The following is a 20,116-nucleotide window of genomic DNA, read 5'->3' on the forward strand; positions in this document are numbered from 1 at the left end:
ATCGAGCTAGATGCCGCGCAATGCGGGACTGGCTCATCACGAGGCGGTCAAACTTCCGTCCCGGAGTTCATCGCGTCACCTGGGCTCAAATACGGATGGAATAGGAGAGGATGCGGATGGGATCTGTTCATCATGACCCGGTTGGCGAACCGACTTTTGAGCCGATGATCCAGATCGACATGGAAATCAAGACTTTTGTCTCCGCTTGGAAACACTGCGATTATGTCTCGACGTACATCGCCCGGATGATCAGTCAAAACAGATCAGACTCGGTGCGGCATTCGAATCTCTTTTCCTCTGCCTTCAACGAATTACTGGAAGTCGCCTTTCGTACCCGCCACGCCGACGGCGAACTGGCATGCAGGGTGTCTCGCTATGGCGCGACGGACAGGATCGAACTGACATTTCCCTGCATGCCGGAGGAGCGCCAATTCTACGAAGAAGCCGTTTCGCAAGTCGCGGGATTTGAGGCCAAGGAGCGATATCTCAATTCTGTGTCTGGGGATCTGGCGCCCAGCCGGGAGGTGGTACTCCTGGAACTGGCTGTCGACTACAACGCGGCACTCAGGGTCGAGGAAGCCGACGGCGATGCGATCACGCTCGTCGTGGATCTTCCGCTTGAGGGCCTGCAACATTGAGCCCTTACAACCTGCACGCGCGCTTCAAGGCGCAGTACGATGCGAACAACCAGGAGTTCTCAATATCTGGGGTGGTCCGGCCTCAGGCGATCGATGAGCTTGGGCCTAGCCTGGCATTGCTTCGCGATGCGATCGGCCGAGTACGCGGCGTTCTCTACGTCAATGTCAGGCGCTTGGCGCAGATGAACAACGCTGCATTTTACGCCTTTTCGAGAATCATCATCGATGCCTGTCGCGCTCGACCCGATCTCAAATTTGTTGTCATCACGTCGAGCGTCGTCGGATGGACCTCGCGAAAATTCGGTCGGCTGAGCGGAATCGAACCGAACATCACGGTCGAGGAGTATGACAGCGAATTCTATCCAGGGCAGGGCTTCCTCGAGGAAGGCGGGTTCGTTCCAATCCTGCGCACGCAGACAAAGATGACCTGGCGCCACGAGCGTGCAATCCTGCCGCGACATGGCATGAGACCCGGGATCGTTATGGCCGACATCTGTTGCGGGATCGGCGATTTCGCCGTGCTCGTGCAGAAAGAGTTCCAGCCGTCGCGGATTGTCGCCCTCGACCACTCCATATCAAGCCTGGACTACGCCCGACGCGTGATGCGGGAGTTCGATATCCGGGGCATCGAATATACTTATGGCGATGCCTCGGAAATGCTGCTCGACGAGGAGCAGTTCGACTTGGTCACCTGCCGACATTCGCTTCAAATCTTCAATCGACCGGAACTCATCCTCAAGGAACTCTACCGCATATGCAAGCCAGGCGGGCGGGTCTACATCACCAACGAGAAGAATTCGCATTGCCTCGGCGAGCCGCGCGCCGAAAGCATCCGTTGGACATACAATGAAGTGGCGAAGCTGTTCGCGCATTTCGAAATGGACGTCGAGCTCGGGCCCAAGAGTCGGCGATATCTGATCGAAGCCGGATTCGACGACATACGTGTCGAGACCTTCACCGTCACCAACTTGGACGGAGATCCGCAGGACTTCGCCGATGTCATTGTCGCCTGGGCCGATGTCTATGCCGGCGAGATGGCCATCAAACGCGGCGACGGGCCGGAGTTCGTTGCACGGTTCCGGCAGGGCTTCCAGGATCACATATTCGCTGCGCTACACCCCAAGGGTTATGCGGGTTGGCCGATCTGGGTCGCATCGGGGCGAAGGCCGCAATGAAAGCCGACGATCAGCCTACACCGCGCTTCGGACTGCGCTCCTTCCGGGCGAAATTCGTATTGGTCGTTGGCGGCGCCGTGCTGTTCGATCTCTTGCTGAGCGGCGGCCTGGCGCTCTGGAACGTGCAAAAGCTGTCGCGCGACGCAACGTCGGAAGTCGGTGAGGGCCTGACCACCGCAAACCAGGAATACATTCGCTCCTACGCCGATTCGACGGCGTTAAGCGTCGACCTCCTGCTCGATCGAGTTCATGGGGAGGTGAAGGCGCTGGCCGGCGTTCTGCAGGCCCAGACCGACCATCCGAGCCGGCAGCGACAGGTCGGAGCAACCCTTTCGCAGGAGGCACCCGGCTCGGTGAAGGTCGTCTATGACGCGAAGGGCGATTGGGCGCAGAACCTGCCGGGCGCGCCTTCCGTGATTAGCGTCTGGGGCTACCTGCTGGGCGCCGACCACACGCCGTTGCCGAGCGTTGAGCAGGAAATCGAAGACAGTACCGTTCTGGATCTCGTCGCGCCGACCCTTATGGCCAGCGGATCGCCAAAACTGCAGATGTACTATATTGGTCCGAAGGAACGGCCGATCTTCAGGACGGTACCGTATACGGACCAGGCACAGACCTTCGACCGGCTCTATCCAGGCCACAACAAGGCGGAGTTCTGGGAGTTCTTCTTTCCGGGGATCTATGGGTCATGGCAGCAATGGGCGAAGGATCCAGCCTCACGTCCAGTCCCCGACGATATCACTCAGACAGCGCCCTACACCGATGCGATCACGGGAAAGCTGATCGTCAGTTTTTTCCACCCGCTGTGGACGCGCGACCGTACCGGTATCGCCGGTGTAGCGGGTGCAGACATCACTCTCGATCAACTCGCGGAAGTCGTCGAGCGCGTCAAGATCGCCGAAACCGGGTTCGGCTTCCTCACGATGTCGACCGGCAATGTAGTGGCGATCAATCCATCGGGCGAGGCGATCATCGGCCTGACTTCATCCAACGATGCGGGCACGCAGGGCGTCACCGGCCTGGAGAGGTCCCTGCGGGGAAGCACGCAGCCGGCCATCGCGTCGCTGCCGCTCGACCAGAACAATGACGGTGTCATTCAGCATATCATGCTCGACAACAAGGGCGAACACGTACCCTACATAGTTGTCCTCAAAAGATTGAAGCCGACCAATCTGTGGAGCTCGGGACCGATCAAGTCTGAAACGATGTCGGTCGGAATCGTCGTTCCAGAACGCGAAATCTATGCGTCCCTGGTCGCCGCGCAAAAGAGTATTTCTCGCGCGACCAATCGTATTCTGCTCTTTCAGGTTGCCGCCATCGTCGTTTCGCTTCTGATTGTATTTGCGGCAGTGCTCGGCATCTCGAAGCGGATCACGGCCGGCCTCAGGGCGCTTGCCAGCGCCGCCCAGAGGCTACAGTCCAAAGACTATTCGGTCCGTGTTCGCGTTCCAACGCGCGACGAGGTTGAAGCGGTCGGGGTCGCCTTCAACCGCATGGCCGAGCAGATCAGCTTTCACACAGAAAACCTCGAGCAACTCGTCGACGAACGCACCAGGGAACTCGGCGACGCAAATCAGGAGATTTCCGCGCTCAACGAAAAGCTGCGGGACGAGAACGTCCGTCTCGGCGCCGAACTCGCGGTCGCCAGGCAAATCCAGATGATGGTCCTGCCGAAACCGTTCGAACTCGAAGCGATTCCGGGGCTGGAGATCGCGGCCTACATGCGGCCGGCCGACGAGGTGGGCGGGGACTACTACGACGTCCTGCAGAACGGATCACGGGTCAAGATAGGCATCGGCGACGTGACCGGTCATGGTCTCGAGAGCGGCGTGCTGATGCTGATGGTCCAATCCGTTGCACGCGCGCTGCAGGAGGCCAACGAAGGCGATCCGCATCAGTTTCTGGTTCGTCTGAACAGGGCCATCTACAAGAACATCGAGCGGACGAACACCGACAAGCATCTCTCGCTGGCCTTTCTTGACTTTGAGGACGGGCGGGTAACGCTATCCGGCCAGCACGAGGACATTCTCGTCGTGCGTGCGGATGGGGACGTCGAACGTATCGACACGCTTGATCTGGGTCTGCCCGTTGGCCTGGAGAACGACATCTCGCAGTTCGTTGACACGCGAGACATCGTGTTCGGGAGCGGCGACGTAATCGTGTTGCACACCGACGGTGTGACCGAGGCGGAAGATGAAGACAGAAGACTGTTCGGGTTCGATCGCCTCTGCAAGAGCGTGCAAAAGCGCCATGGCAGGAGCGCCGAGGACATCAAGACCGGGATCATCGAGGATTTGATGGCTCATATCGGAATCCAGAAGATCCACGACGACATCACACTCGTGATCATAAGGCATACGTAGGATGACAGCGCTGTTCGGTACGCCTGACATTGCAATAGGGATGAAGGGGAGCGTCAGTCGCGTGCGGCTGTTCGACGGACCTCTCGACTTGAGTTGGCGTCATTGCGCCACGACCTCGGACTTCATTGCCGATCTTTTCGCGTTGCGCTTTCAGTCGTCGCGCAATGACTACATGGAGGTGCGGCATAGCATCGGATATCTGGTCAACGAACTCATCGAAAACGCCGTCAAGTTCCGCGCACCAGGCGAAATCGTGGTTGAGGCGTCGATGGATTCGGAGTGCTTCAAGCTCAAGGTGTCGAATGACGTCGATGGTGAAATCGCGTCCGAGTTCCAAAGCCTGCTGGCGGACATCACGGTTGGCGACCCAAAGGACCTGCTGATACAGCGGATTGAGGCGAATGCCGCGAACCCCGACGTGGGGAGCTCCGGGCTTGGATTGCTGACGTTGATGAGCGACTATGGCGCACGTCTGGCCTGGATATTCAGCCCGGCCGATGAAAACGACCGTATTTGCCTGGAAACATATGCCTCCATTCCGATCTCGCAAACTCACAACTAGATGAAACGAAGCCAGATATGGAAATCAAGACAGACGACTACCGCGTGTGGACTGAGGGAAGCGATATCTTTTTCGACGGTGCAATGCGGCTTGCCAGTTCCGAGGCGGGTGCGCCGATCACGGCTTTGGCGACCAGTGTTCTTGCCTCAAATCCCGCTTCCATCACACTCAATTTGAAGGACCTTCACTTTCTCAACTCTTCCGGCATCAACCTGCTGGCGAAATTTACCATCGAGGTGCGCAAGCATCCCGATGTTCGACTTGTCGTGCGCGGAACGCCCGACATACCCTGGCAATCGAAATCACTGCCGAACCTGAAGAAGCTGCATCCCGCTCTGGTGCTTTTGATGAACTAACGTCAACGCGTCTCGATCGAGCCATTGCCCGCGAGGTGCCCGCCGTCGGATGATTTCCAGCTGATATTCGGGACTGTCAGATCAGCAGCAGGCCCTTCATCGAGGCATTGCCCTTGCGGCCGATGATGATGTGGTCGTGCACGGCGATGCCGAGCGGCTTGGCCGTCTCAATGATCTGCTTGGTCATGTCGATGTCGGCGCGCGAGGGCGTCGGGTCGCCGGACGGATGGTTATGCACCAGAATGATCGCGCTGGCGGAAAGTTCGAGCGCGCGCTTGACCACCTCGCGCGGATAGACAGGCGTATGGTCGACCGTGCCGGTCTGCTGCACCTCGTCGGCGATCAGCCCGTTCTTCTTGTCGAGGAAGAGAATGCGGAACTGCTCGCGGGCCTCGAAGGCCATGGCCGAGCGGCAATAATCGAGAAGCTGCGTCCAGTTCGACAGAACCTCGCGGCCGCGCACTTCGCCGCGCGCCATGCGCTGCGCCGTGGCGGCGATGACCTTGAGATCGGTCGCCACCGTCGGCCCGATGCCCTTCACTTCCTCGAGCAGGGACGCCGGCGCGCCGAGCACTTCGGCAAGCGAACCAAAGCGCGCGATCAGCGCCTTGGCGATCGGCTTGGTGTCGACGCGCGGGATCAGCCGGAAGAGAAGCAGCTCAAGCAGTTCATAGTCGGGCAGGGCGTCCGCACCGCCGGCCAAGAAGCGTTCGCGCAGACGATCACGATGGCCGTGGTAGTGCGGCTTCTCAACAGGCGCCACCTCTTTCTTCGGCGGCTCTACCCAGGCTTCAGAGAAAAACGCCCGCTCGTCCTCGACTTTTCCCATCGCCCGCCCACATCGCTGATCGAAAGAAGACCTTGCCAGAGACTAAAGCATGATTCTGAAACGCGAAACGGGTTCTCGATCATTTCAAGAAAGTAGCCGGGAGCGTTGCTGGGACATATCAAGACGCCGTGACGATGAGGGCTGCATCGCCTATTGGCGAGCGTTAAACATGGGCACCCTCGGCAGCCTGCTTCTTCACCGTTCTTGCCCCGCTGACCGAAACAGCGATGCCGAGGACGACAAGGGCAGTTCCGAGAATGTGGATCGTCGTGATGGTCTCGCCGAGAAGAAGAAACGAGAGCGCGAGTGCCGCGACCGGCAGCACTGCCATGAACACGCCAGCCTCTCCGCCGCTGGCGCGCGCGGCTCCTGAATACCAGAGCCAGAAGCCGATCACGGTGGGAAAAATGCTGATATAGACTGTCGCCAATAGGGCGGCAGGTGCTGCTGCAACGGTGCTAAACGCGACAAGGGCAGCGGCGAGCGGCAAGGTCAGCACCAGTGAAATGCTGCTCATCAGCGCCGCGAGATAGAGCGGCGCCAGCGGCTTGCTGATTCTCTTGTTCAGGATAGCAAACAGTGCTTCGCCGGAAACAGCGAGGACCACCAGCAAGTTACCCGCCAGCAGCTTCAGATCGAGGCCAAAGCCCTTGGCAGAGGCGACATTGACAAGAAGTGCGCCTGCCGTGACAGCGCCGACGGCGATCCATAGCTTGGCGCCAAGCCTCTCCTTCAAGGCCAGCGTTGCAACGAGGGCAGCCAATACAGGCAAAAGACCGTGGATGACGCTGGCATTGGCACTCGTCGTCAAGGTCAAGGCGAGGATCATTAGAATGCTATAGCCGGCGCTGCCCGCGGCCGCCTGAATCATCACAATCATATATTCCTTTGCCAAGAGCCGCGACCGCGGCGTGCTTGTCAGGAAGACGAGTCCCCAGAGGATCGGCGTCGAAATCAGGAAACGGAGGGGAACGGCGAGGAAAGGGTGCATGCCGCCGGCAATGATTTTTGAGGCCGCCACGCCGGATCCGACCAGCGTCATGGCTATGGTCATGAGGGCGCATGCAATGATGCGTTGCGAATCCATGTGTCAGCCTACGGTATAGGGGGCGCGCGAACGCGCCTCCTTCAGTGCAAGAGCCCACCACTTGAGTTGGTGGAGCATGGTTTTGACAGCGCCGGAGCTGCGCTTCGGATCGAGCGGGCCCGCACCATCGGCAAAATGCTCCCACACCCCGTGAAAGCTTACTGCGTCCCGGACGGTGACGGCGTGGAGCTCGGCAAATACCTGCCGAAGATGTTCGACGGCCCTCAACCCGCCGGAAACGCCACCGTATGAAACGAAGCCGACCGGCTTGGCGTGCCACTCTTCAGTAGCCTGGTCGATAGCGTGCTTAAGATGACCGGGCATGCTGTGATTGTATTCGGGGGTGACGACAACGAAGGCGTCTGCCTTGGCGAGCTTACTCGTGAATGCCTTCATCGCCGGTGTCGGCTCCGCCAAGTGCCGGCTGGGCAGATCAATGTCTGCAACATCGATGAGGGAAAGCTCGAAATCGCCCAGTCTCTGCGCCTCCTGGGCAAACCAGTGTCCGACCTTGTCGCCATAGCGTCGTTCCCGCGTGCTGCCGATCAGCGCTGCGAGCTTGAGCCGTTCAGTCACTTCGCTCTCCTGTCTCAGGCCAGGAAACTGATGACACATCGGGACGATCGATGGGATTGCTAAAAGTTGGCGCTTTCTGATCTAATTGATCGATCATGCTCGACGCGCTCACTCTCGATCAGATGCGGATGTTCCTAACCGTGGCGGACGCGGGTAGCTTTCGCCTGGCCTCCATGCGGCTCGGTCGCGCCCAGTCGGCGGTAAGCCACGCGATTGCCAATCTGGAGACCGAACTCAAGACGGTCCTGTTCGACCGGTCGACTCGTCGGCCGACCTTGACCTCGGACGGACGGGCCCTGCTGGACGACTGTCGCTCGCTGGTTCTACGCGCCGATCTGCTGCGCGCGAAGGCGCAGGGTATGGGCAGCGGCATTGAAATCGAGCTTGCGCTGATGGTGGACACGCTTGTTCCATTGCCGGCCGTCGGCAGGCTCTTGAAGCCCTCCACGCCACCTATCCGACGGTTGGCGTCCGGTTGCAGATAGGTACCCTTGGGGAACCGATCGATTGCCTCCTGCAAGGCACGGTCGACCTCGCGATATCGGTGGGCGAAGACCTGCGCGATCCGCGCCTGGAATTCGATTCCCTTGCGCCGCTGTCGATGGCGGCGGTCGTCGGTGCTGGGCACGCTCTGGCCTTGATAGCGAAGAAAGGCCGGGTGAGTACGCCAGAGCTGGCCGATCACATCCAGATCGTGCTGATGGACGCTTCTCCTCGCTCCCATGGCCGCGACTATGGCGTGCTCTCCCAGCGCAAGTGGCGGGTGGGTAGCCAGGAGGCGAAACTGGCGTTGATCAGAGCAGGCATCGGCTGGGGGCGGCTTCCACTTTGGTTGATCGCGCAGGATCTTGTCGAAGAGCGGCTCGTGCAGCTTTCAGCCGCTGCGCTTGGTGAAAATGGGACGACGAAGAGCTGGATCTATCTTGCCCGACGGCTCGACAAACCCTTGTTGCCGGCAGCCATGTGCCTCAGGTCCGCACTTCTGACCGGAGCCGGGCTTGGTGATGTTGCCGGGCTTCGATAGCCTAAGTGGCCTTGCCAAATAGGGAATCCTGCCGATGCCGTGCCTGCGGCAGACTAATCCGGCAAACCGGGGCGGTCGAGCTTCTTTGGCGACAGCGTGAAGATCTCGCAGCCGCTATCGGTGACGCCGATCGTATGCTCGTACTGTGCCGACAGCGAACGGTCGCGCGTCACCGCCGTCCAGCCGTCAGAGAGCACCTTCACATGCGGGCGGCCGAGATTGATCATCGGCTCGACGGTGAAGATCATGCCGGACCGCATCTCGACGCCTTCGCCGGCGGTGCCGTAATGCAGGATGTTCGGCGCGTCATGGAAAAGCTGGCCGACGCCGTGGCCACAGAAGTCGCGCACCACCGAGCAGCGCTCGGCCTCGGCATAGGTTTGGATAGCGGCGCCGATCGCGCCGGTGCGAGCGCCCGGCCTGATTGCGGCGATGCCGCGCATCAGGCATTCGTAAGTCACCTCGAGCAGGCGCTCGGCGGCGCGCTTGATCGTGCCGACCGGATACATGCGCGAGGAATCGCCGTGCCAGCCGTCGAGGATGTAGGTGACGTCGATGTTGACGATGTCGCCGTCCTTGAGCGGCTTGTTGTCGGGAATGCCGTGGCAGACCACGTGATTGATCGAAGTGCAGGACGATTTGGTGTAGCCGCGATAGTTGAGCGTGGCCGGCAACGCGCCGTGATCCATGCCGAACTCGAAGACGAAACGGTCGATGGTCTCGGTGGTGACGCCGGGCTTCACCATCGACACAAGCTCGTCGAGACAGCGCGCGGTGAGATCGCAGGCCTTGCGCATGCCCGCAAACCCTTCCTCGCCATAGAGGCGGATCTGGCCGGTGTTTCTCAAGGGGGCCGTTGCGGCGTCGAGATAGGTAACCATTCTTGTCCGTTCGCGGGTTGGCTCCTGACGCGAGCCGGTGCGGAAATTTTCTCCAGATTTGGCACTGGAAGCCGCAAGGTTCAAGGACGAAGTGCCTGCAACCGGTTTGCCGAGGGAATATTCGCTGGGCGGGCGCGTCTGGGTGTCGCGAAGCTTTCCTTGCACCATCCCTTGAGGTAGCCGGGTCAGGATTCAGGAGATTTACGCCCGTTGACGGCACCGGAACGCGCAAGATCGACGCTGCTGCCAAGCAGGACCGCGTGCTCGGCCCTGATGGCGCTGCTTGCGCTTGCGCTGGTGAGCTTCGCCAGGCCGAGGTCTCCGCCTCGACAGCGTCTGCCCCGGGCGGCGCCGGCATCAGCGCGATGCGGCAGGGCGAAACGCTTGCCTGGCTGAGGATCGCCGGCAAGGCGCAGGCCCTCGTGCTCGGCGTCATCTTCGCCGTGCCGTCCGACTATCTGCTGGTGGTGGTCTCGCGCATGGCCTATGAGGCGGAGACGGACCAGCCGAACCAGTAGACGCAACCTCGACAGGGCGATGCCGGTTGCATCGCCCGGTCGAACGATGTGGCTAGGGCGCCGATTTGCAGTGGCAGTCGCCGGGCCCGCACCCCACTGAGGTCACATTCCTGCGTCAAAAGCCGGTCAAAGAACTTTTCAGAACGAACGGGCGTTGCTCCGCTGCGCCAGTTCGGGAGACAGGGAATGGACAGACTGCAATTCGAGGTGCCGGTGCGCATCACGCCCGCGCCCGGCCTGCCGGTCGAGGAAATTTACAGCGTCGAGCAGGCGCTCGATTTCCTGCAGAACTGGCCGAAGCGCCGGCAGGGCAAGCTTTATGACGCCGCGTTTAACGCCTGCTTCGGCGCGACCGTCGATGTGGCGAGCGCCGAGGAGGCGTGCCGGGCCTTCATGGTCTTCTGCCGGGTCAGCGGTTTGCTCGCAAGGGACATGATGTTGCCGCTGAAGCGCGGCGGCAGCGCAAGAGGGTTTCGGGAAGCGAGGGCGTGACGCTTCACCCGGCGAAAGATACTCCTCTGTAGTGCATTCCCAACTGCACGCCGCGAACGATCAACCTGGACAGGACCTCCATGTCCAGCGGCATCTCCGGGCGCCACACATCAAGCAACAAGGCGATACGCGCTTGATCGGCGCTGTTCATGACCTCGTGCTCGAAAGTGTCGTCCCACAGCAGGCATTCGCCGTCGGCGATCCGCTTTTCCTCATGGTTGATCATCATGATCGTTGCCGGGCGGCCGTCCGCCAGTTTCGGAATGACAAGGCCGAGATGAAACCTCATGATGCCGCGAAAGGGGCCGCGGTGGGGCGGGATGTGCTTGCGCGGCGCCAGGAATGAAACAGCCGCCGATTTGACCTCGGGGCATTCCGACAGCAACCGGCTCAGGGTAGGCATCTTCCCAAGGTTTTCCGGGATCGTCATGTCGTAGGCCTTAAGCACGAACATGCGCCAATCGAGGCCGTCATTGGCCGAAATCTCGGCCTGTTCCGGCATGATGTCGTGAAAACGCGGCACCCGGTTCAGTTGCACCGACAGCGCTTCATCGCGAATACTCTGCCAGACGGCCGCGAACTTTGTCGCGTTGGGAAAATGCGTGGAGGCATCAAGAATCGCCGGTGCATCTATGCGTTTTTCATAGATACGACGCACCAGATCGCTTCCAAGATCGTAGACGTTCGACATCGCATCGCCTCGACCATGTTATAATATAGTGCACGATTGCTTTCAGCTATGGATCACGGAGATTTGTTCCGAAGCGTCAGGCAGAGGTTCGGTTTTGTATCACTGCGTCTTGGATGTCATCTGCGGACCAGTCGTGACGCCTCGATGACTTCGGGCGTCGTGCTGTCGATCGTGGCGTCTCAGCGCCAGCGGCTAGGTCGGCTGCAGCCGCCGTCGTGCAGTTCAGGACACACCGGGGGCGATTGGGCCGCTGCGCGGCGTCCTGTGATCAAAGAGGTTGCCAGAACGCACAAAAGCCCCGCCGGCTACTTGCCGGCGAGGCATTTATCAGAACCCGATCGTCAATCAGTGGCGATCGTGTCCGCGGCCGCCGCTCTCGTGGCCGTTGTTTGCGGCACCCAGGCACTGGTTCCAGTAGCCATCGTGATTGCTGCAAGAAGTGATGGTCTGCTGCTGAGCATAAGCCGCACCGGCCAAGCTGAAAACCGCGACAGTAGCCAGAATTGCATTACGAACGATGTTGGTCATTTGAGTTTCCCTTTGCTCTCATTTCCGGCAGTGCCGGTCGACGCCGTTTTTGCAGCGATCATGTTTCGATCTGATGGTGTGCAATTTCGGCTTTGTTTCGAGGAGGCAACGGCACACGCTCCCTGTGCGTGGGATGCCTGGGACAACTCCGATCACCTCAAAACCTTCTGACCAGCTTGGTTGTGTGCGAGCGTTTCAGGGGCAGCTGTTTGGTTACAGCCCGTGAGCTTGCGTGCGACGCGGCGGAAACAATCATCGACCATCTAGTACCGATCGAAAGCAGCCGAAGATCGCTCGCGGGACGGCTTCGGCACATGGAAGGATGATGAGCCATGTCGATCTTAAAAACGCTCAACCGCATGGGAGCGGCCCTGAAATATGCGCATGATGCCCAAAAAGCGACGCGGATGCTGAACGGCCCGCCACGCGAAATGCAAATGGATTTCGGCTGGGCAGTTATGCCGACCACCAAGTATCTTTCTTCCAACACTTGGGACGGTATCTGACGAAATTTCAGCGTAGAGCCGGCTCAAGCCGCCTGTTGGGCAGGAAGGACAAATCCGCAGCGTGCTGATGTCATCACCGACCGAGCCGCAGAGGTCAAGGCGAAGCTGGCCCAAGTCGATCTTGCTGCGCGATTCCTAGCCCACCCGATAGAAACCCTGCACGGCGATCCCTACCGGATTGATATCGACCACTCCACTGCTTCGTCTTGGCTCGGGAGGAGAATGTTTGGCGGCGGAAATAGACGGGCTGCTGATCGATACTCTTCGGACGAGGCTCGGCTGCTTAGGTGGCCCGGCTATTCCTTGTGCGGAACAATATACCTGACAACGCTCTCGCCGCGCGAAACCGTAACTGTCGTATAGCCGGCTGGCAAAGAGCCCGTGATGGTCGGATCGACCACCTGGCATCGGCCGACCATTCTTCCGCTAGGAGCGCCGGCGAGTTCATCTGCCAATGAGGCACGGCATTCGTTGAGGGAGGCGAAAACCCGAGGCGCCGTATTAAGCGGTTTGCAGATCGAAGCCTCGCCTGGGCTGCACGAAAGCAAAACCATCACCGCTGCCGTAGCCGGGTCCATCGTCGAAGCTCCTTTGTGGAGCTTTAAACGCTCGCGAAATCCCTTTGTTTCAGATGTTGCTAAAATACGAGGCAATTCCCGGCGACCTCGGTGGCCGGGCCTGTCGATCCTCGGGAACAAGACGCGTTAGTTCGCTGTTATTATTAGCAGAGGCTAATACGATGCCTTTTAGCGTCACCAGTGCGACTTCGGATGCTGTTCTCGAAGCCAGGAACACTGACGCTGAGATCCTTGGAGTCGTCGACCTCGCCAACAAGACTGATGCCAAGATCGGCACCATGCGCCTGGGGGAAGCTATCCAGTTCGTTGCGAATGCATCCGTGCTTGGATACGGAGTTCGCGGAGCGATGGTGTTTTACGGAAAAGCAGGAACACCGAGCCTCAGGGCGAGAGAATGTGAGCAGTTGTGGGCGCTATATGGTTTCGCACTGCTTGAGCCATAATGTCTGACTCGAGGAGCGCTGGAAGGCGTTCACGTTATGAAAAGCGCCACCGGATGACACGAGCCGCTACGGATTCGCAGAGCGGGCCTATTTCGCGGTCACCGTCGGCCGAAATACGCAGTCGCTATTTGACGTTATGGATGATTTGCCGGGAGAGGGTGCTAAGTCGCTGACATCTGCTGGTACGCCCAAGGGGAATCGAACCCCTGTTACCGCCGTGAAAGGGCGGTGTCCTAACCGCTAGACGATGGGCGCGCTCAGACGAAGCGGCTTATAATTGCGTTGTTCGCAACCGGCAACCCATCTGCCGCCACATGCGACAACTTTTTTCGCGAGCCTGCAAAACGCATGTTTGGCAACCGGAAACAGTTCGACCGAAGCAGGTAAGCCGCTCAGTTGTCGCCACCGCCGCCGCGTCGGCGGCAGCGCCAGTTCCAGTCGCGCTCGGGGCCGACGTCGACATGGACGGATTCGGTGTGGCAGTAGGTTCCGACGCCGCCGCGGCCGGGCATCGACCGCACATAGCTCGCCAGCTCCCACTTGGAGACGCCGGGCGCCTGGATGTCAGCGGCGGCGCAGTACATGTGCAGCGAGTTCTTGGCGCCGTTGGCGCGGCGGTTGCGGGCAGGGTCGCGATAGCCGGAGGTGACGATCATCTTGCGGCCGAAATGACCCTCGATCGTCTTCAGCACGCGCACCAGCGAAGGCTTCAGGCAGGCGACGTCGACACTTTCGTTCTGTCTCAAGAGGCCGTTGGGCGCGAGCCTTGCCATACCGGCGGCCGACGCCACCTGGTAGGAGCCGCCGCCTTCGTCCTCGTTGAGATCGACGTCGCTCTCGTCGTCGATGCCGGACTTGCGCTTGATCTCGAACAGCGCCGTCTGGCGCACGCCGGGCAAGGCATCGGCGCCGGTGATGTGGTTGCTGCTGTCGTCACCGAGGGAAGCCAGTTGCACCGGCTTGTCGCCCGGGGTCGCGGAGGCGAGGGTGACGATCGGCTTTGTCGCCGGCGACGTGGTCTTGGCCTGGGCGGCGGGCTGGTCGCTGGAGCGCGTGTTGATCAGCGGGGCAGGCGCGGCCGAGGCCGGCGTGGTGCTGAACAGAGAAGCAAACAGCCCCTTCTTCGGCGCGGCGATCGGCTGCTGCTGGGGCTCGCCCGCTGTCACGTAGACGCCTTTGCTCATCGCCTGCACGGTCGCCTGCGCTTGCGATGCGACCGCGGCGGCATCGCCGGCAGCGACTTTGTCGGCGGCCGCTTTCGTCTCCTCTGCCGTCTGCGGCGGATGTACCAGCGGTTGCGGCGTGTTGCCGGCGATCGAGCCGGCGTCAGCAGGAACCGCTACCGCGGGGAAGGCTGCTCCGGGCCGGGTTTCCGGCACATAGGCAACTTTTTCAGGCAACGGTTTGTCGTCTTCGCCCATCACGGTCGATGCCGCCTCTGGGGATGCCGGGGAGGTCGACGCCGCCTGCGAGGTCGAATCGGCCGACGCCGCGGACTGGGCGCTGGAAGCCGCGCTCATCTCTGTGGCGGTTGAATTGTAGGCGGGCGTGACGACCGACGTCGTCGGGTCGCCGGTCGAGGTGCAGGAGGCCAGAAGCACGGATAAAAGCGCTGCCACGATGCTGCGGCTTTCCCTTCGTGCGAGGCGCCAACCTGCTGATTTCAAAATAAAATTCCCCCTCGGCATCCGGTTGTCGTCGCCGCGGCGCTCCAGTGCCTCTGGCGGCGACCTCCTGTTCCCGAACCGGAAACGGGATCTGTATCGATCTGCAAAGCCTCGGATTTATTGTTTGTCTGCAGGCGGACTGAGGCTACGAAAACGATTAACATCACCATTTCGCCCTGTTTGGGCGGCCCGTCAACTCACCAGACATTACAGCCGGTTACACACGCACCTTGACATAGGTGCCCGGCGCGTCCCCCAAGGTTTTCATACGCTTGCCCGGTTTGCGGGCGGGCACATGGATGTTGTCCTGGCTTTCGATCCAGTGCTGCCAGTGCGTCCACCATGAGCCGGCATGCTCGTGCGCGCCGGCGAACCAGGTGCTGAAATCCCCCACCGGCTTGCCGCCGGTCCAGTACTGGTACTTGTGCGCCGCCGGCGGATTGACGACGCCGGCGATGTGGCCGGAGCCCGCGATGACATATTCGACGTCGCCACCGAAATAGCGCGAGCCGAGGAACACCGAGAGCGCCGGCGCGATGTGGTCTTCCTTCGTGGCGAGGTTGTAGACGGGGATCGTGATGTCGGCCAGCGAGACGGTGCGGCCGGCAAGCTCCATCGTGCCGCGGGAGAGATTGTTCTCGAGATAGCAATTGCGCAGATAGAAGGAATGGTTGGCCGCCGCCATGCGGGTCGAATCGGCATTCCAGTAGAGCAGGTCGAAGGGCAGCGGGTCCTTGCCGCGCATATAGTTGTTGATGACATAAGGCCAGATCAGGTCGCCCGAGCGCAGCATGTTGAAGGCGGTCGCCATCTTGGTGCCGTCGAGATAGCCCTTTTCGTTCATCGATCGCTCGACCGCGGCAACCTGGTCCTCGTCGACGAAGACCTTGAGATCGCCGGCATAGGTGAAGTCGACCTGGGTGGTGAAGAAGGTCGCCGACCTGATGCGGTGGTCGCCTTCCTGCGCCAACAGCGCGAGCGCCGCGGCCAATAGCGTGCCGCCGACGCAATAGCCGATAGCGTTGACCTCCTTCTCGCCGGTCGCCTTCTCGACCATGTCGAGGCCATATTGCAGGCCCTCGCGGATATAGGCCTCCCAGCCTTTGGCGCCGTGGCGCTCGTCCGGGTTGATCCAGGAGATGACGAAGACCGTGTGGCCCTGCTCGATGGCCCAGCGGATGAAGGACTTCTGCGGGTTGAGGTCGAGGATATAGTATTTATTGATCCAGGGCGGGCAAATGAGCAGGGGGCGCTTCAGCACCGTCTCCGTCGTCGGATCGTATTGGATGATCTCGGCGACATCGCTGCGGCCGATCACCTTGCCGGGTGTCGTGGCGATGTTCTTGCCGATCTCGAACGGCGCGTAGTCCGCCTGGCGCAGCTTCAGGTCGCCCCTGCCGGCGGCGATGTCCTCGGCCAGCATCTTCATGCCGCGCACCAAATTCTCGCCGTTGGAGGCGACGGTCTCGCGAAACAGCTCGGGATTGGTCAGAATGAAATTCGACGGCGCGATGGCGTTGGACACTTGCTTGACGTAGAAGCTCGCCTTGTGGCGGGTGTGCTCGTCCAGGCCCTCGGCATGATCGACGAGATCGGAGGCCCAGCGCGAGGTGACGAGATAGGCCTGTTTCAGGAAGTCGAAGAAGGCATTGCGGCCCCATTCCGGATCCTGGAAGCGCTTGTCGCCGCGCTCGGGCTTGACCGCGTCCTCGGGGGCTTCGGCGTTGGGGCTGGGGCTGACCTTCTGAATGGCGTTCGCCCAGACCGTCATGTAGCCGGCGAACAGACGCGTCTGCGCTTCAAGCGCGCGCTGCGGGTCGGCCAGCCAGTATTCCGAGAGCTTGGAGAAGGTCTTGACCATGTCGACCACGGGTTCGGCGACGTGGTCGCGCACTTCACCCTTTTCGCGCGGCTCGGCCCAGGCGGAGGCCGCCTTGCCGGCCTGCTCGATCATGCGCGCCATGTTCAACGCGAAGCGTTCGGGATCTTTCACCAGATATTGTTCGACGGTCGAAGGTCCGCCATTTTCCGCTTTGTCCGAATCGGGCGCTTTGGACATGGTTCGCGGGGTTCCTCCCGGAGCGTTTTCTTGACATATTACCATGGGACATCTGACCGGGTCCAACACGCTCTAACCCGGCTGCCAGGAAAACAATATGACGATTAATGTTGGCGGGACTTATTTTCTCGGCGCCGGTTCGATTTGCCGCATCGCCACCGCAGCCGCGGTGCTGTGCACGCCGTTGCTCGCGGGCGGCTGCGAGACCAGCAGCAACGCCAGCAATGCGAGGCCGACCGCGGTGACCGAGGGGCCGAAGGACACCGGCTCCTATCCGAACCTTAACATTCCGCCGCCGGTAGCCGCCAAGCAACTGACGAAGGAAGAGACTGCCGCCAAGCTTGCCCAGCTCAAGGCCGAGCAGCAGGCGCAGCTTGCCAAGGGCGGCCGCGCGAAGCCAGCCGCCAATACGGCGGCGCTGAACACGCTCGCCAGGACGCATGGGGACGATGCGCTGAAGCAGATCGAAGGCAAATGCGATCCCGCCCTCGACCCTAACTGCAATTAGGTCTATATCGCGCGCCGAAAAGCGCCCCCTTTGATCGTCTGGAACTCCAATGGAAGAATTTCACAAGGTCCGCCGGCTTCCGCCTTACGTGTTCGAGCAGGTCAATCGGCTGAAGGCCAGCGCCCGCTCGCGCGGTGCCGACATTATCGACCTTGGCATGGGCAATCCGGACCTGCCGACGCCGAAGGCCATCGTCGACAAATTATGCGAAGTGGTGCGCGATCCGCGCACGCATCGCTATTCGTCCTCGCGCGGCATTCCGGGCCTCCGCCGCGCCCAGGCGAACTACTATGCCCGCCGCTTCGGCGTGAAGCTCAATCCCGACACGCAAGTGGTGGCGACGCTCGGCTCGAAGGAGGGCTTTGCCAACATGGCGCAGGCGATCACCGCGCCCGGCGACGTCATCCTGTGCCCCAATCCGACCTATCCGATCCACGCCTTCGGCTTCATCATGTCGGGCGGCGTCATCCGGTCGCTGCAGGTGGAACCGGATGACGGCTTCATCCCGGCGGTCGAGCGCGGCATCCGCCACTCGATTCCGAGGCCGCTGGCGCTGATCCTCAACTATCCGTCGAACCCGACGGCGCTTGTCGCCTCGCTCGATTTCTACAAGGACGTGGTCGCCTTCGCGAAGAAGAACGACATCATCATCCTGTCGGACCTTGCCTATTCCGAGATCTATTTCGACGGCAATCCGCCGCCTTCGGTGCTCCAGGTTCCAGGGGCGATGGATGTCTGCGTCGAGTTCACCTCGATGTCGAAGACTTTTTCCATGCCCGGCTGGCGCATGGGCTTCGCGGTCGGCAACGAGCGGCTGATCGCGGCGCTGACGCGCGTCAAATCCTATCTCGACTACGGCGCCTTCACGCCGATCCAGGTGGCGGCGGCGCATGCGCTCAACGGCGACGGTGCCGACATCGCCGAGGTGCGCGAGGTCTATCACAAGCGGCGCGATGTGATGGTCGATTCCTTCGGCCGTGCCGGCTGGACCATTCCGGCGCCGGCGGCCTCGATGTTCGCCTGGGCGCCGATCCCGGAACAGTTCCGCCAGCTCGGCTCGCTCGAATTCTCCAAGCTGCTCATCGAGCACGCCGACGTGGCGGTGGCGCCGGGCATCGGCTTCGGTGAGCACGGCGACGATTTCGTTCGTGTGGCGCTGGTCGAGAACGAGCACCGGATCCGCCAGGCGGCGCGCAACATCAAGCGCTTCCTGGCCTCGACCGCCAAGCAGCCCAACAATGTTGTGCCGCTCACCGCCCGCCGCTGAATTCACCGCACATCACACCGACCAATCTTTGAGGGGCGTCGCCGGACATGGCTGAAGCGTTGCGTGTTGGAATTGCCGGCCTTGGCACGGTGGGCGCCTCGGTGGCGCGCGTGCTCAACGACAAGGCCGCCGAGCTCACCCGCCAGTGCGGTCGCGACATTGTCGTCACAGCGGTTTCGGCGCGCGATCCGAAGCGGGACCGCGGTGTCGATCTGGGCGACACCAAATGGTTCGACGATGCCGCGAAGATGGCCGAGAAGGCCGACATTGATGTCTTCGTCGAGCTGATCGGCGGCGACGAAGGGCCAGCGCGTGCATCGGTGAAGGCGGCGCTCGAGGCCGGCCGCCATGTCGTGACGGCCAACAAGGCGCTGTTGGCCAAGCACGGCGTGCAACTCGCCGAGATCGCCGAGAAGAAGGGCGTGCTGCTCAACTACGAGGCTGCGGTGGCCGGCGGCATCCCGGTCATCAAGACGATGCGCGAGGCGATGGCCGGCAACCAGGTCACCCGCGTCTTCGGTATCCTCAACGGCACCTGCAACTACATTCTGACCCGCATGGAGGCCGAAGGCATCTCTTTCGATGCCTGCCTCAAGGACGCGCAGCGCCTCGGCTATGCCGAAGCGGACCCGACCTTCGACATCGAAGGCCATGACACGGCGCACAAGCTGTCGATCCTGACCAGCCTTGCGTTCGGCACGAAGATCGCCGCCAACGACATTTACATGGAGGGCATCTCCAACATCACCCAGGCCGACATTCGCGCCGCAGCCGAGCTCGGCTATCGCATCAAGCTGCTCGGCGTCGCGCAGCGCACCGACAGCGGCATCGAGCAGCGCGTGCATCCGACCATGGTGCCGACGGCCTCGGTCATCGCGCAGGTGCATGGCGTCACCAATGCCGTGGCGATCGAGACCGACATCCTGGGCGAGCTTTTGCTCTCCGGCCCCGGCGCCGGCGGCAATGCCACCGCCTCGGCGGTGGTCGGCGACATTGCCGATATCGCCAAGAGCCGGCCGGGCTTCCAGCACGGGCCGGTCTTCGGCTGGCCGGCGAAGGAATTGAAGCCCTACAGGAAAGCGCAGATGCGCAGCCATGCCGGCGGCTATTTCATCCGGCTCACCGTGCACGACCGCATCGGCGTCTTCGCCGCGATCGCCAAGCGCATGGCCGACAACGATATTTCCCTGGAATCGATCGTCCAGCAGGCGGCCGGGCCGGCTACCGAAGCGCAGAAGACCGTCATCCTCGTCACCCACGAGACAACGGAAGCGGCGGTGCGCAAGGCGGTCGAAGGCGTCACCAAGGACGGCCATCTCACCGACAAGCCGCAGGTGATCCGTATCGAGCGGGCGGAATAGTTCGAGT

At 61.3% G+C, this 20,116-nt stretch carries 22 protein-coding genes and 1 tRNA gene; 15 read left to right on the forward strand and 8 right to left on the reverse strand.

The window, feature by feature from the left end; genetic code table 11:
• Positions 1–116: 116 nt before the first annotated feature.
• The 5 genes from EJ078_RS27295 to EJ078_RS27315 are packed head-to-tail and all read left to right on the forward strand — an operon-like array spanning position 117 to position 5,094.
• Complete coding sequence (locus tag EJ078_RS27295; protein WP_095829875.1) at positions 117–638, forward strand: ubiquinone biosynthesis methyltransferase UbiE; 522 nt, start codon at positions 117–119, stop codon at positions 636–638.
• The gene (locus EJ078_RS27300) at positions 635–1,813 is read left to right on the forward strand and encodes a class I SAM-dependent methyltransferase (RefSeq protein WP_127214214.1); all 1,179 of its coding nucleotides are present in this window, start codon (positions 635–637) and stop codon (positions 1,811–1,813) included. The genes EJ078_RS27295 and EJ078_RS27300 overlap by 4 nt, the downstream gene beginning before the upstream one ends.
• The gene (locus tag EJ078_RS27305; RefSeq protein ID WP_127214212.1) at positions 1,810–4,176 is read left to right on the forward strand and encodes a SpoIIE family protein phosphatase; all 2,367 of its coding nucleotides are present in this window, start codon (positions 1,810–1,812) and stop codon (positions 4,174–4,176) included. Before EJ078_RS27300 ends, EJ078_RS27305 begins: the two co-directional genes overlap by 4 nt.
• Before the next feature lies 1 nt (position 4,177).
• Positions 4,178–4,738, forward strand: coding sequence for an ATP-binding protein (locus tag EJ078_RS27310; protein WP_170950193.1), 561 nt, complete (start codon positions 4,178–4,180; stop codon positions 4,736–4,738).
• Between the two features lie 17 nt (positions 4,739–4,755).
• Entirely contained in the window at positions 4,756–5,094 is a 339-nt protein-coding gene (locus EJ078_RS27315) for a hypothetical protein (protein WP_067000080.1), read from the forward strand.
• Positions 5,095–5,170: 76 nt separating this feature from the next.
• Here EJ078_RS27315 and radC read toward each other — a convergent pair whose 3' ends face one another.
• From radC to EJ078_RS27330, 3 genes are all read right to left on the reverse strand, one after another.
• Positions 5,171–5,923 carry a DNA repair protein RadC gene (radC, locus tag EJ078_RS27320; RefSeq protein WP_095826131.1) on the reverse strand — a complete coding sequence of 251 codons (753 nt, stop codon included), beginning with the start codon at positions 5,921–5,923 and terminating at the stop codon, positions 5,171–5,173.
• 163 nt (positions 5,924–6,086) lie between these two features.
• Positions 6,087–6,977 carry a DMT family transporter gene (locus EJ078_RS27325; protein WP_208720962.1) on the reverse strand — a complete coding sequence of 297 codons (891 nt, stop codon included), beginning with the start codon at positions 6,975–6,977 and terminating at the stop codon, positions 6,087–6,089.
• Between the two features lie 36 nt (positions 6,978–7,013).
• Positions 7,014–7,586 (reverse strand): NAD(P)H-dependent oxidoreductase, encoded by a 573-nt coding sequence (locus EJ078_RS27330; RefSeq protein WP_095826136.1) that lies wholly within the window; start codon positions 7,584–7,586, stop codon positions 7,014–7,016.
• 95 nt (positions 7,587–7,681) lie between these two features.
• On the opposite strand from EJ078_RS27330, the gene EJ078_RS30575 reads away from it, so the two are divergent.
• Together EJ078_RS30575 and EJ078_RS30580 are read left to right on the forward strand one after the other, a co-directional pair.
• On the forward strand, positions 7,682–8,071 hold the full coding sequence (locus tag EJ078_RS30575) for a LysR family transcriptional regulator (RefSeq protein ID WP_245457142.1): 390 nt from the start codon (positions 7,682–7,684) through the stop codon (positions 8,069–8,071).
• Positions 8,062–8,610 carry a substrate-binding domain-containing protein gene (locus EJ078_RS30580; protein WP_245457144.1) on the forward strand — a complete coding sequence of 183 codons (549 nt, stop codon included), beginning with the start codon at positions 8,062–8,064 and terminating at the stop codon, positions 8,608–8,610. The genes EJ078_RS30575 and EJ078_RS30580 overlap by 10 nt, the downstream gene beginning before the upstream one ends.
• Positions 8,611–8,663: 53 nt before the next feature.
• Here EJ078_RS30580 and map read toward each other — a convergent pair whose 3' ends face one another.
• The gene (map, locus tag EJ078_RS27340) at positions 8,664–9,491 is read right to left on the reverse strand and encodes a type I methionyl aminopeptidase (protein WP_127216540.1); all 828 of its coding nucleotides are present in this window, start codon (positions 9,489–9,491) and stop codon (positions 8,664–8,666) included.
• 260 nt (positions 9,492–9,751) lie between these two features.
• On the opposite strand from map, the gene EJ078_RS27345 reads away from it, so the two are divergent.
• Entirely contained in the window at positions 9,752–10,009 is a 258-nt protein-coding gene (locus tag EJ078_RS27345) for a hypothetical protein (protein WP_127216541.1), read from the forward strand.
• A gap of 186 nt (positions 10,010–10,195) precedes the next feature.
• The gene (locus tag EJ078_RS27350) at positions 10,196–10,501 is read left to right on the forward strand and encodes a DUF982 domain-containing protein (protein ID WP_067325334.1); all 306 of its coding nucleotides are present in this window, start codon (positions 10,196–10,198) and stop codon (positions 10,499–10,501) included.
• Between the two features lie 4 nt (positions 10,502–10,505).
• Here the strand turns inward: EJ078_RS27350 and EJ078_RS27355 are convergent, their stop codons facing one another.
• The gene (locus EJ078_RS27355) at positions 10,506–11,192 is read right to left on the reverse strand and encodes an aspartyl/asparaginyl beta-hydroxylase domain-containing protein (protein WP_067325331.1); all 687 of its coding nucleotides are present in this window, start codon (positions 11,190–11,192) and stop codon (positions 10,506–10,508) included.
• A gap of 144 nt (positions 11,193–11,336) precedes the next feature.
• Between EJ078_RS27355 and EJ078_RS27360 the strand changes: the two genes are divergently transcribed.
• The 3 genes from EJ078_RS27360 (at position 11,337) to EJ078_RS27370 (ending at position 13,247) form a co-directional block, all read left to right on the forward strand.
• Complete coding sequence (locus tag EJ078_RS27360) at positions 11,337–11,891, forward strand: hypothetical protein (protein ID WP_127216542.1); 555 nt, start codon at positions 11,337–11,339, stop codon at positions 11,889–11,891.
• Positions 11,892–12,052: 161 nt separating this feature from the next.
• A complete protein-coding gene (locus tag EJ078_RS27365) occupies positions 12,053–12,226 on the forward strand; it encodes a hypothetical protein (protein ID WP_164750586.1) in 174 nt (57 codons plus the stop codon).
• A gap of 739 nt (positions 12,227–12,965) precedes the next feature.
• Positions 12,966–13,247 carry a hypothetical protein gene (locus EJ078_RS27370; RefSeq protein WP_127216544.1) on the forward strand — a complete coding sequence of 94 codons (282 nt, stop codon included), beginning with the start codon at positions 12,966–12,968 and terminating at the stop codon, positions 13,245–13,247.
• A 180-nt stretch (positions 13,248–13,427) separates the two neighbouring features.
• On the opposite strand, the gene EJ078_RS27375 is transcribed toward EJ078_RS27370, so the two are convergent.
• The 3 genes from EJ078_RS27375 to phaC form a co-directional block, all read right to left on the reverse strand.
• Positions 13,428–13,502, reverse strand: a tRNA-Glu gene (locus EJ078_RS27375).
• A gap of 137 nt (positions 13,503–13,639) precedes the next feature.
• Entirely contained in the window at positions 13,640–14,866 is a 1,227-nt protein-coding gene (locus tag EJ078_RS27380; protein WP_245458975.1) for a YcbK family protein, read from the reverse strand.
• A gap of 265 nt (positions 14,867–15,131) precedes the next feature.
• Complete coding sequence (gene phaC / locus EJ078_RS27385) at positions 15,132–16,973, reverse strand: class I poly(R)-hydroxyalkanoic acid synthase (RefSeq protein ID WP_127240968.1); 1,842 nt, start codon at positions 16,971–16,973, stop codon at positions 15,132–15,134.
• 97 nt (positions 16,974–17,070) lie between these two features.
• Between phaC and EJ078_RS27390 the strand changes: the two genes are divergently transcribed.
• The 3 genes from EJ078_RS27390 to EJ078_RS27400 are packed head-to-tail and all read left to right on the forward strand — an operon-like array spanning position 17,071 to position 20,109.
• Complete coding sequence (locus tag EJ078_RS27390) at positions 17,071–17,481, forward strand: hypothetical protein (RefSeq protein ID WP_164750703.1); 411 nt, start codon at positions 17,071–17,073, stop codon at positions 17,479–17,481.
• 49 nt (positions 17,482–17,530) lie between these two features.
• Positions 17,531–18,748, forward strand: coding sequence for an LL-diaminopimelate aminotransferase (locus EJ078_RS27395; protein ID WP_067000132.1), 1,218 nt, complete (start codon positions 17,531–17,533; stop codon positions 18,746–18,748).
• A 47-nt stretch (positions 18,749–18,795) separates the two neighbouring features.
• Entirely contained in the window at positions 18,796–20,109 is a 1,314-nt protein-coding gene (locus tag EJ078_RS27400) for a homoserine dehydrogenase (protein ID WP_095802163.1), read from the forward strand.
• Positions 20,110–20,116 lie beyond the last annotated feature (7 nt).

Source organism: Mesorhizobium sp. M1A.F.Ca.IN.022.06.1.1 (assembly GCF_003952605.1).
Taxonomy (GTDB): Bacteria; Pseudomonadota; Alphaproteobacteria; order Rhizobiales; family Rhizobiaceae; genus Mesorhizobium.

Bases quoted from the DNA above. Each gene is read 5' to 3' on its own strand.
- EJ078_RS27295 (WP_095829875.1), top strand. From the start codon at position 117: ATGGGATCTGTTCATCATGACCCGGTTGGCGAACCGACTTTTGAGCCG.
- EJ078_RS27305 (WP_127214212.1), top strand. From the start codon at position 1,810: ATGAAAGCCGACGATCAGCCTACACCGCGCTTCGGACTGCGCTCCTTC.
- EJ078_RS27310 (WP_170950193.1), top strand. From the start codon at position 4,178: ATGACAGCGCTGTTCGGTACGCCTGACATTGCAATAGGGATGAAGGGG.
- EJ078_RS27315 (WP_067000080.1), top strand. From the start codon at position 4,756: ATGGAAATCAAGACAGACGACTACCGCGTGTGGACTGAGGGAAGCGAT.
- radC (WP_095826131.1), bottom strand. From the start codon at position 5,923: ATGGGAAAAGTCGAGGACGAGCGGGCGTTTTTCTCTGAAGCCTGGGTA.
- EJ078_RS27325 (WP_208720962.1), bottom strand. From the start codon at position 6,977: ATGACCATAGCCATGACGCTGGTCGGATCCGGCGTGGCGGCCTCAAAA.
- EJ078_RS30575 (WP_245457142.1), top strand. From the start codon at position 7,682: ATGCTCGACGCGCTCACTCTCGATCAGATGCGGATGTTCCTAACCGTG.
- map (WP_127216540.1), bottom strand. From the start codon at position 9,491: ATGGTTACCTATCTCGACGCCGCAACGGCCCCCTTGAGAAACACCGGC.
- EJ078_RS27350 (WP_067325334.1), top strand. From the start codon at position 10,196: ATGGACAGACTGCAATTCGAGGTGCCGGTGCGCATCACGCCCGCGCCC.
- EJ078_RS27355 (WP_067325331.1), bottom strand. From the start codon at position 11,192: ATGTCGAACGTCTACGATCTTGGAAGCGATCTGGTGCGTCGTATCTAT.
- EJ078_RS27360 (WP_127216542.1), top strand. From the start codon at position 11,337: ATGACTTCGGGCGTCGTGCTGTCGATCGTGGCGTCTCAGCGCCAGCGG.
- EJ078_RS27365 (WP_164750586.1), top strand. From the start codon at position 12,053: ATGTCGATCTTAAAAACGCTCAACCGCATGGGAGCGGCCCTGAAATAT.
- EJ078_RS27370 (WP_127216544.1), top strand. From the start codon at position 12,966: ATGCCTTTTAGCGTCACCAGTGCGACTTCGGATGCTGTTCTCGAAGCC.
- phaC (WP_127240968.1), bottom strand. From the start codon at position 16,973: ATGTCCAAAGCGCCCGATTCGGACAAAGCGGAAAATGGCGGACCTTCG.
- EJ078_RS27390 (WP_164750703.1), top strand. From the start codon at position 17,071: ATGACGATTAATGTTGGCGGGACTTATTTTCTCGGCGCCGGTTCGATT.
- EJ078_RS27395 (WP_067000132.1), top strand. From the start codon at position 17,531: ATGGAAGAATTTCACAAGGTCCGCCGGCTTCCGCCTTACGTGTTCGAG.
- EJ078_RS27400 (WP_095802163.1), top strand. From the start codon at position 18,796: ATGGCTGAAGCGTTGCGTGTTGGAATTGCCGGCCTTGGCACGGTGGGC.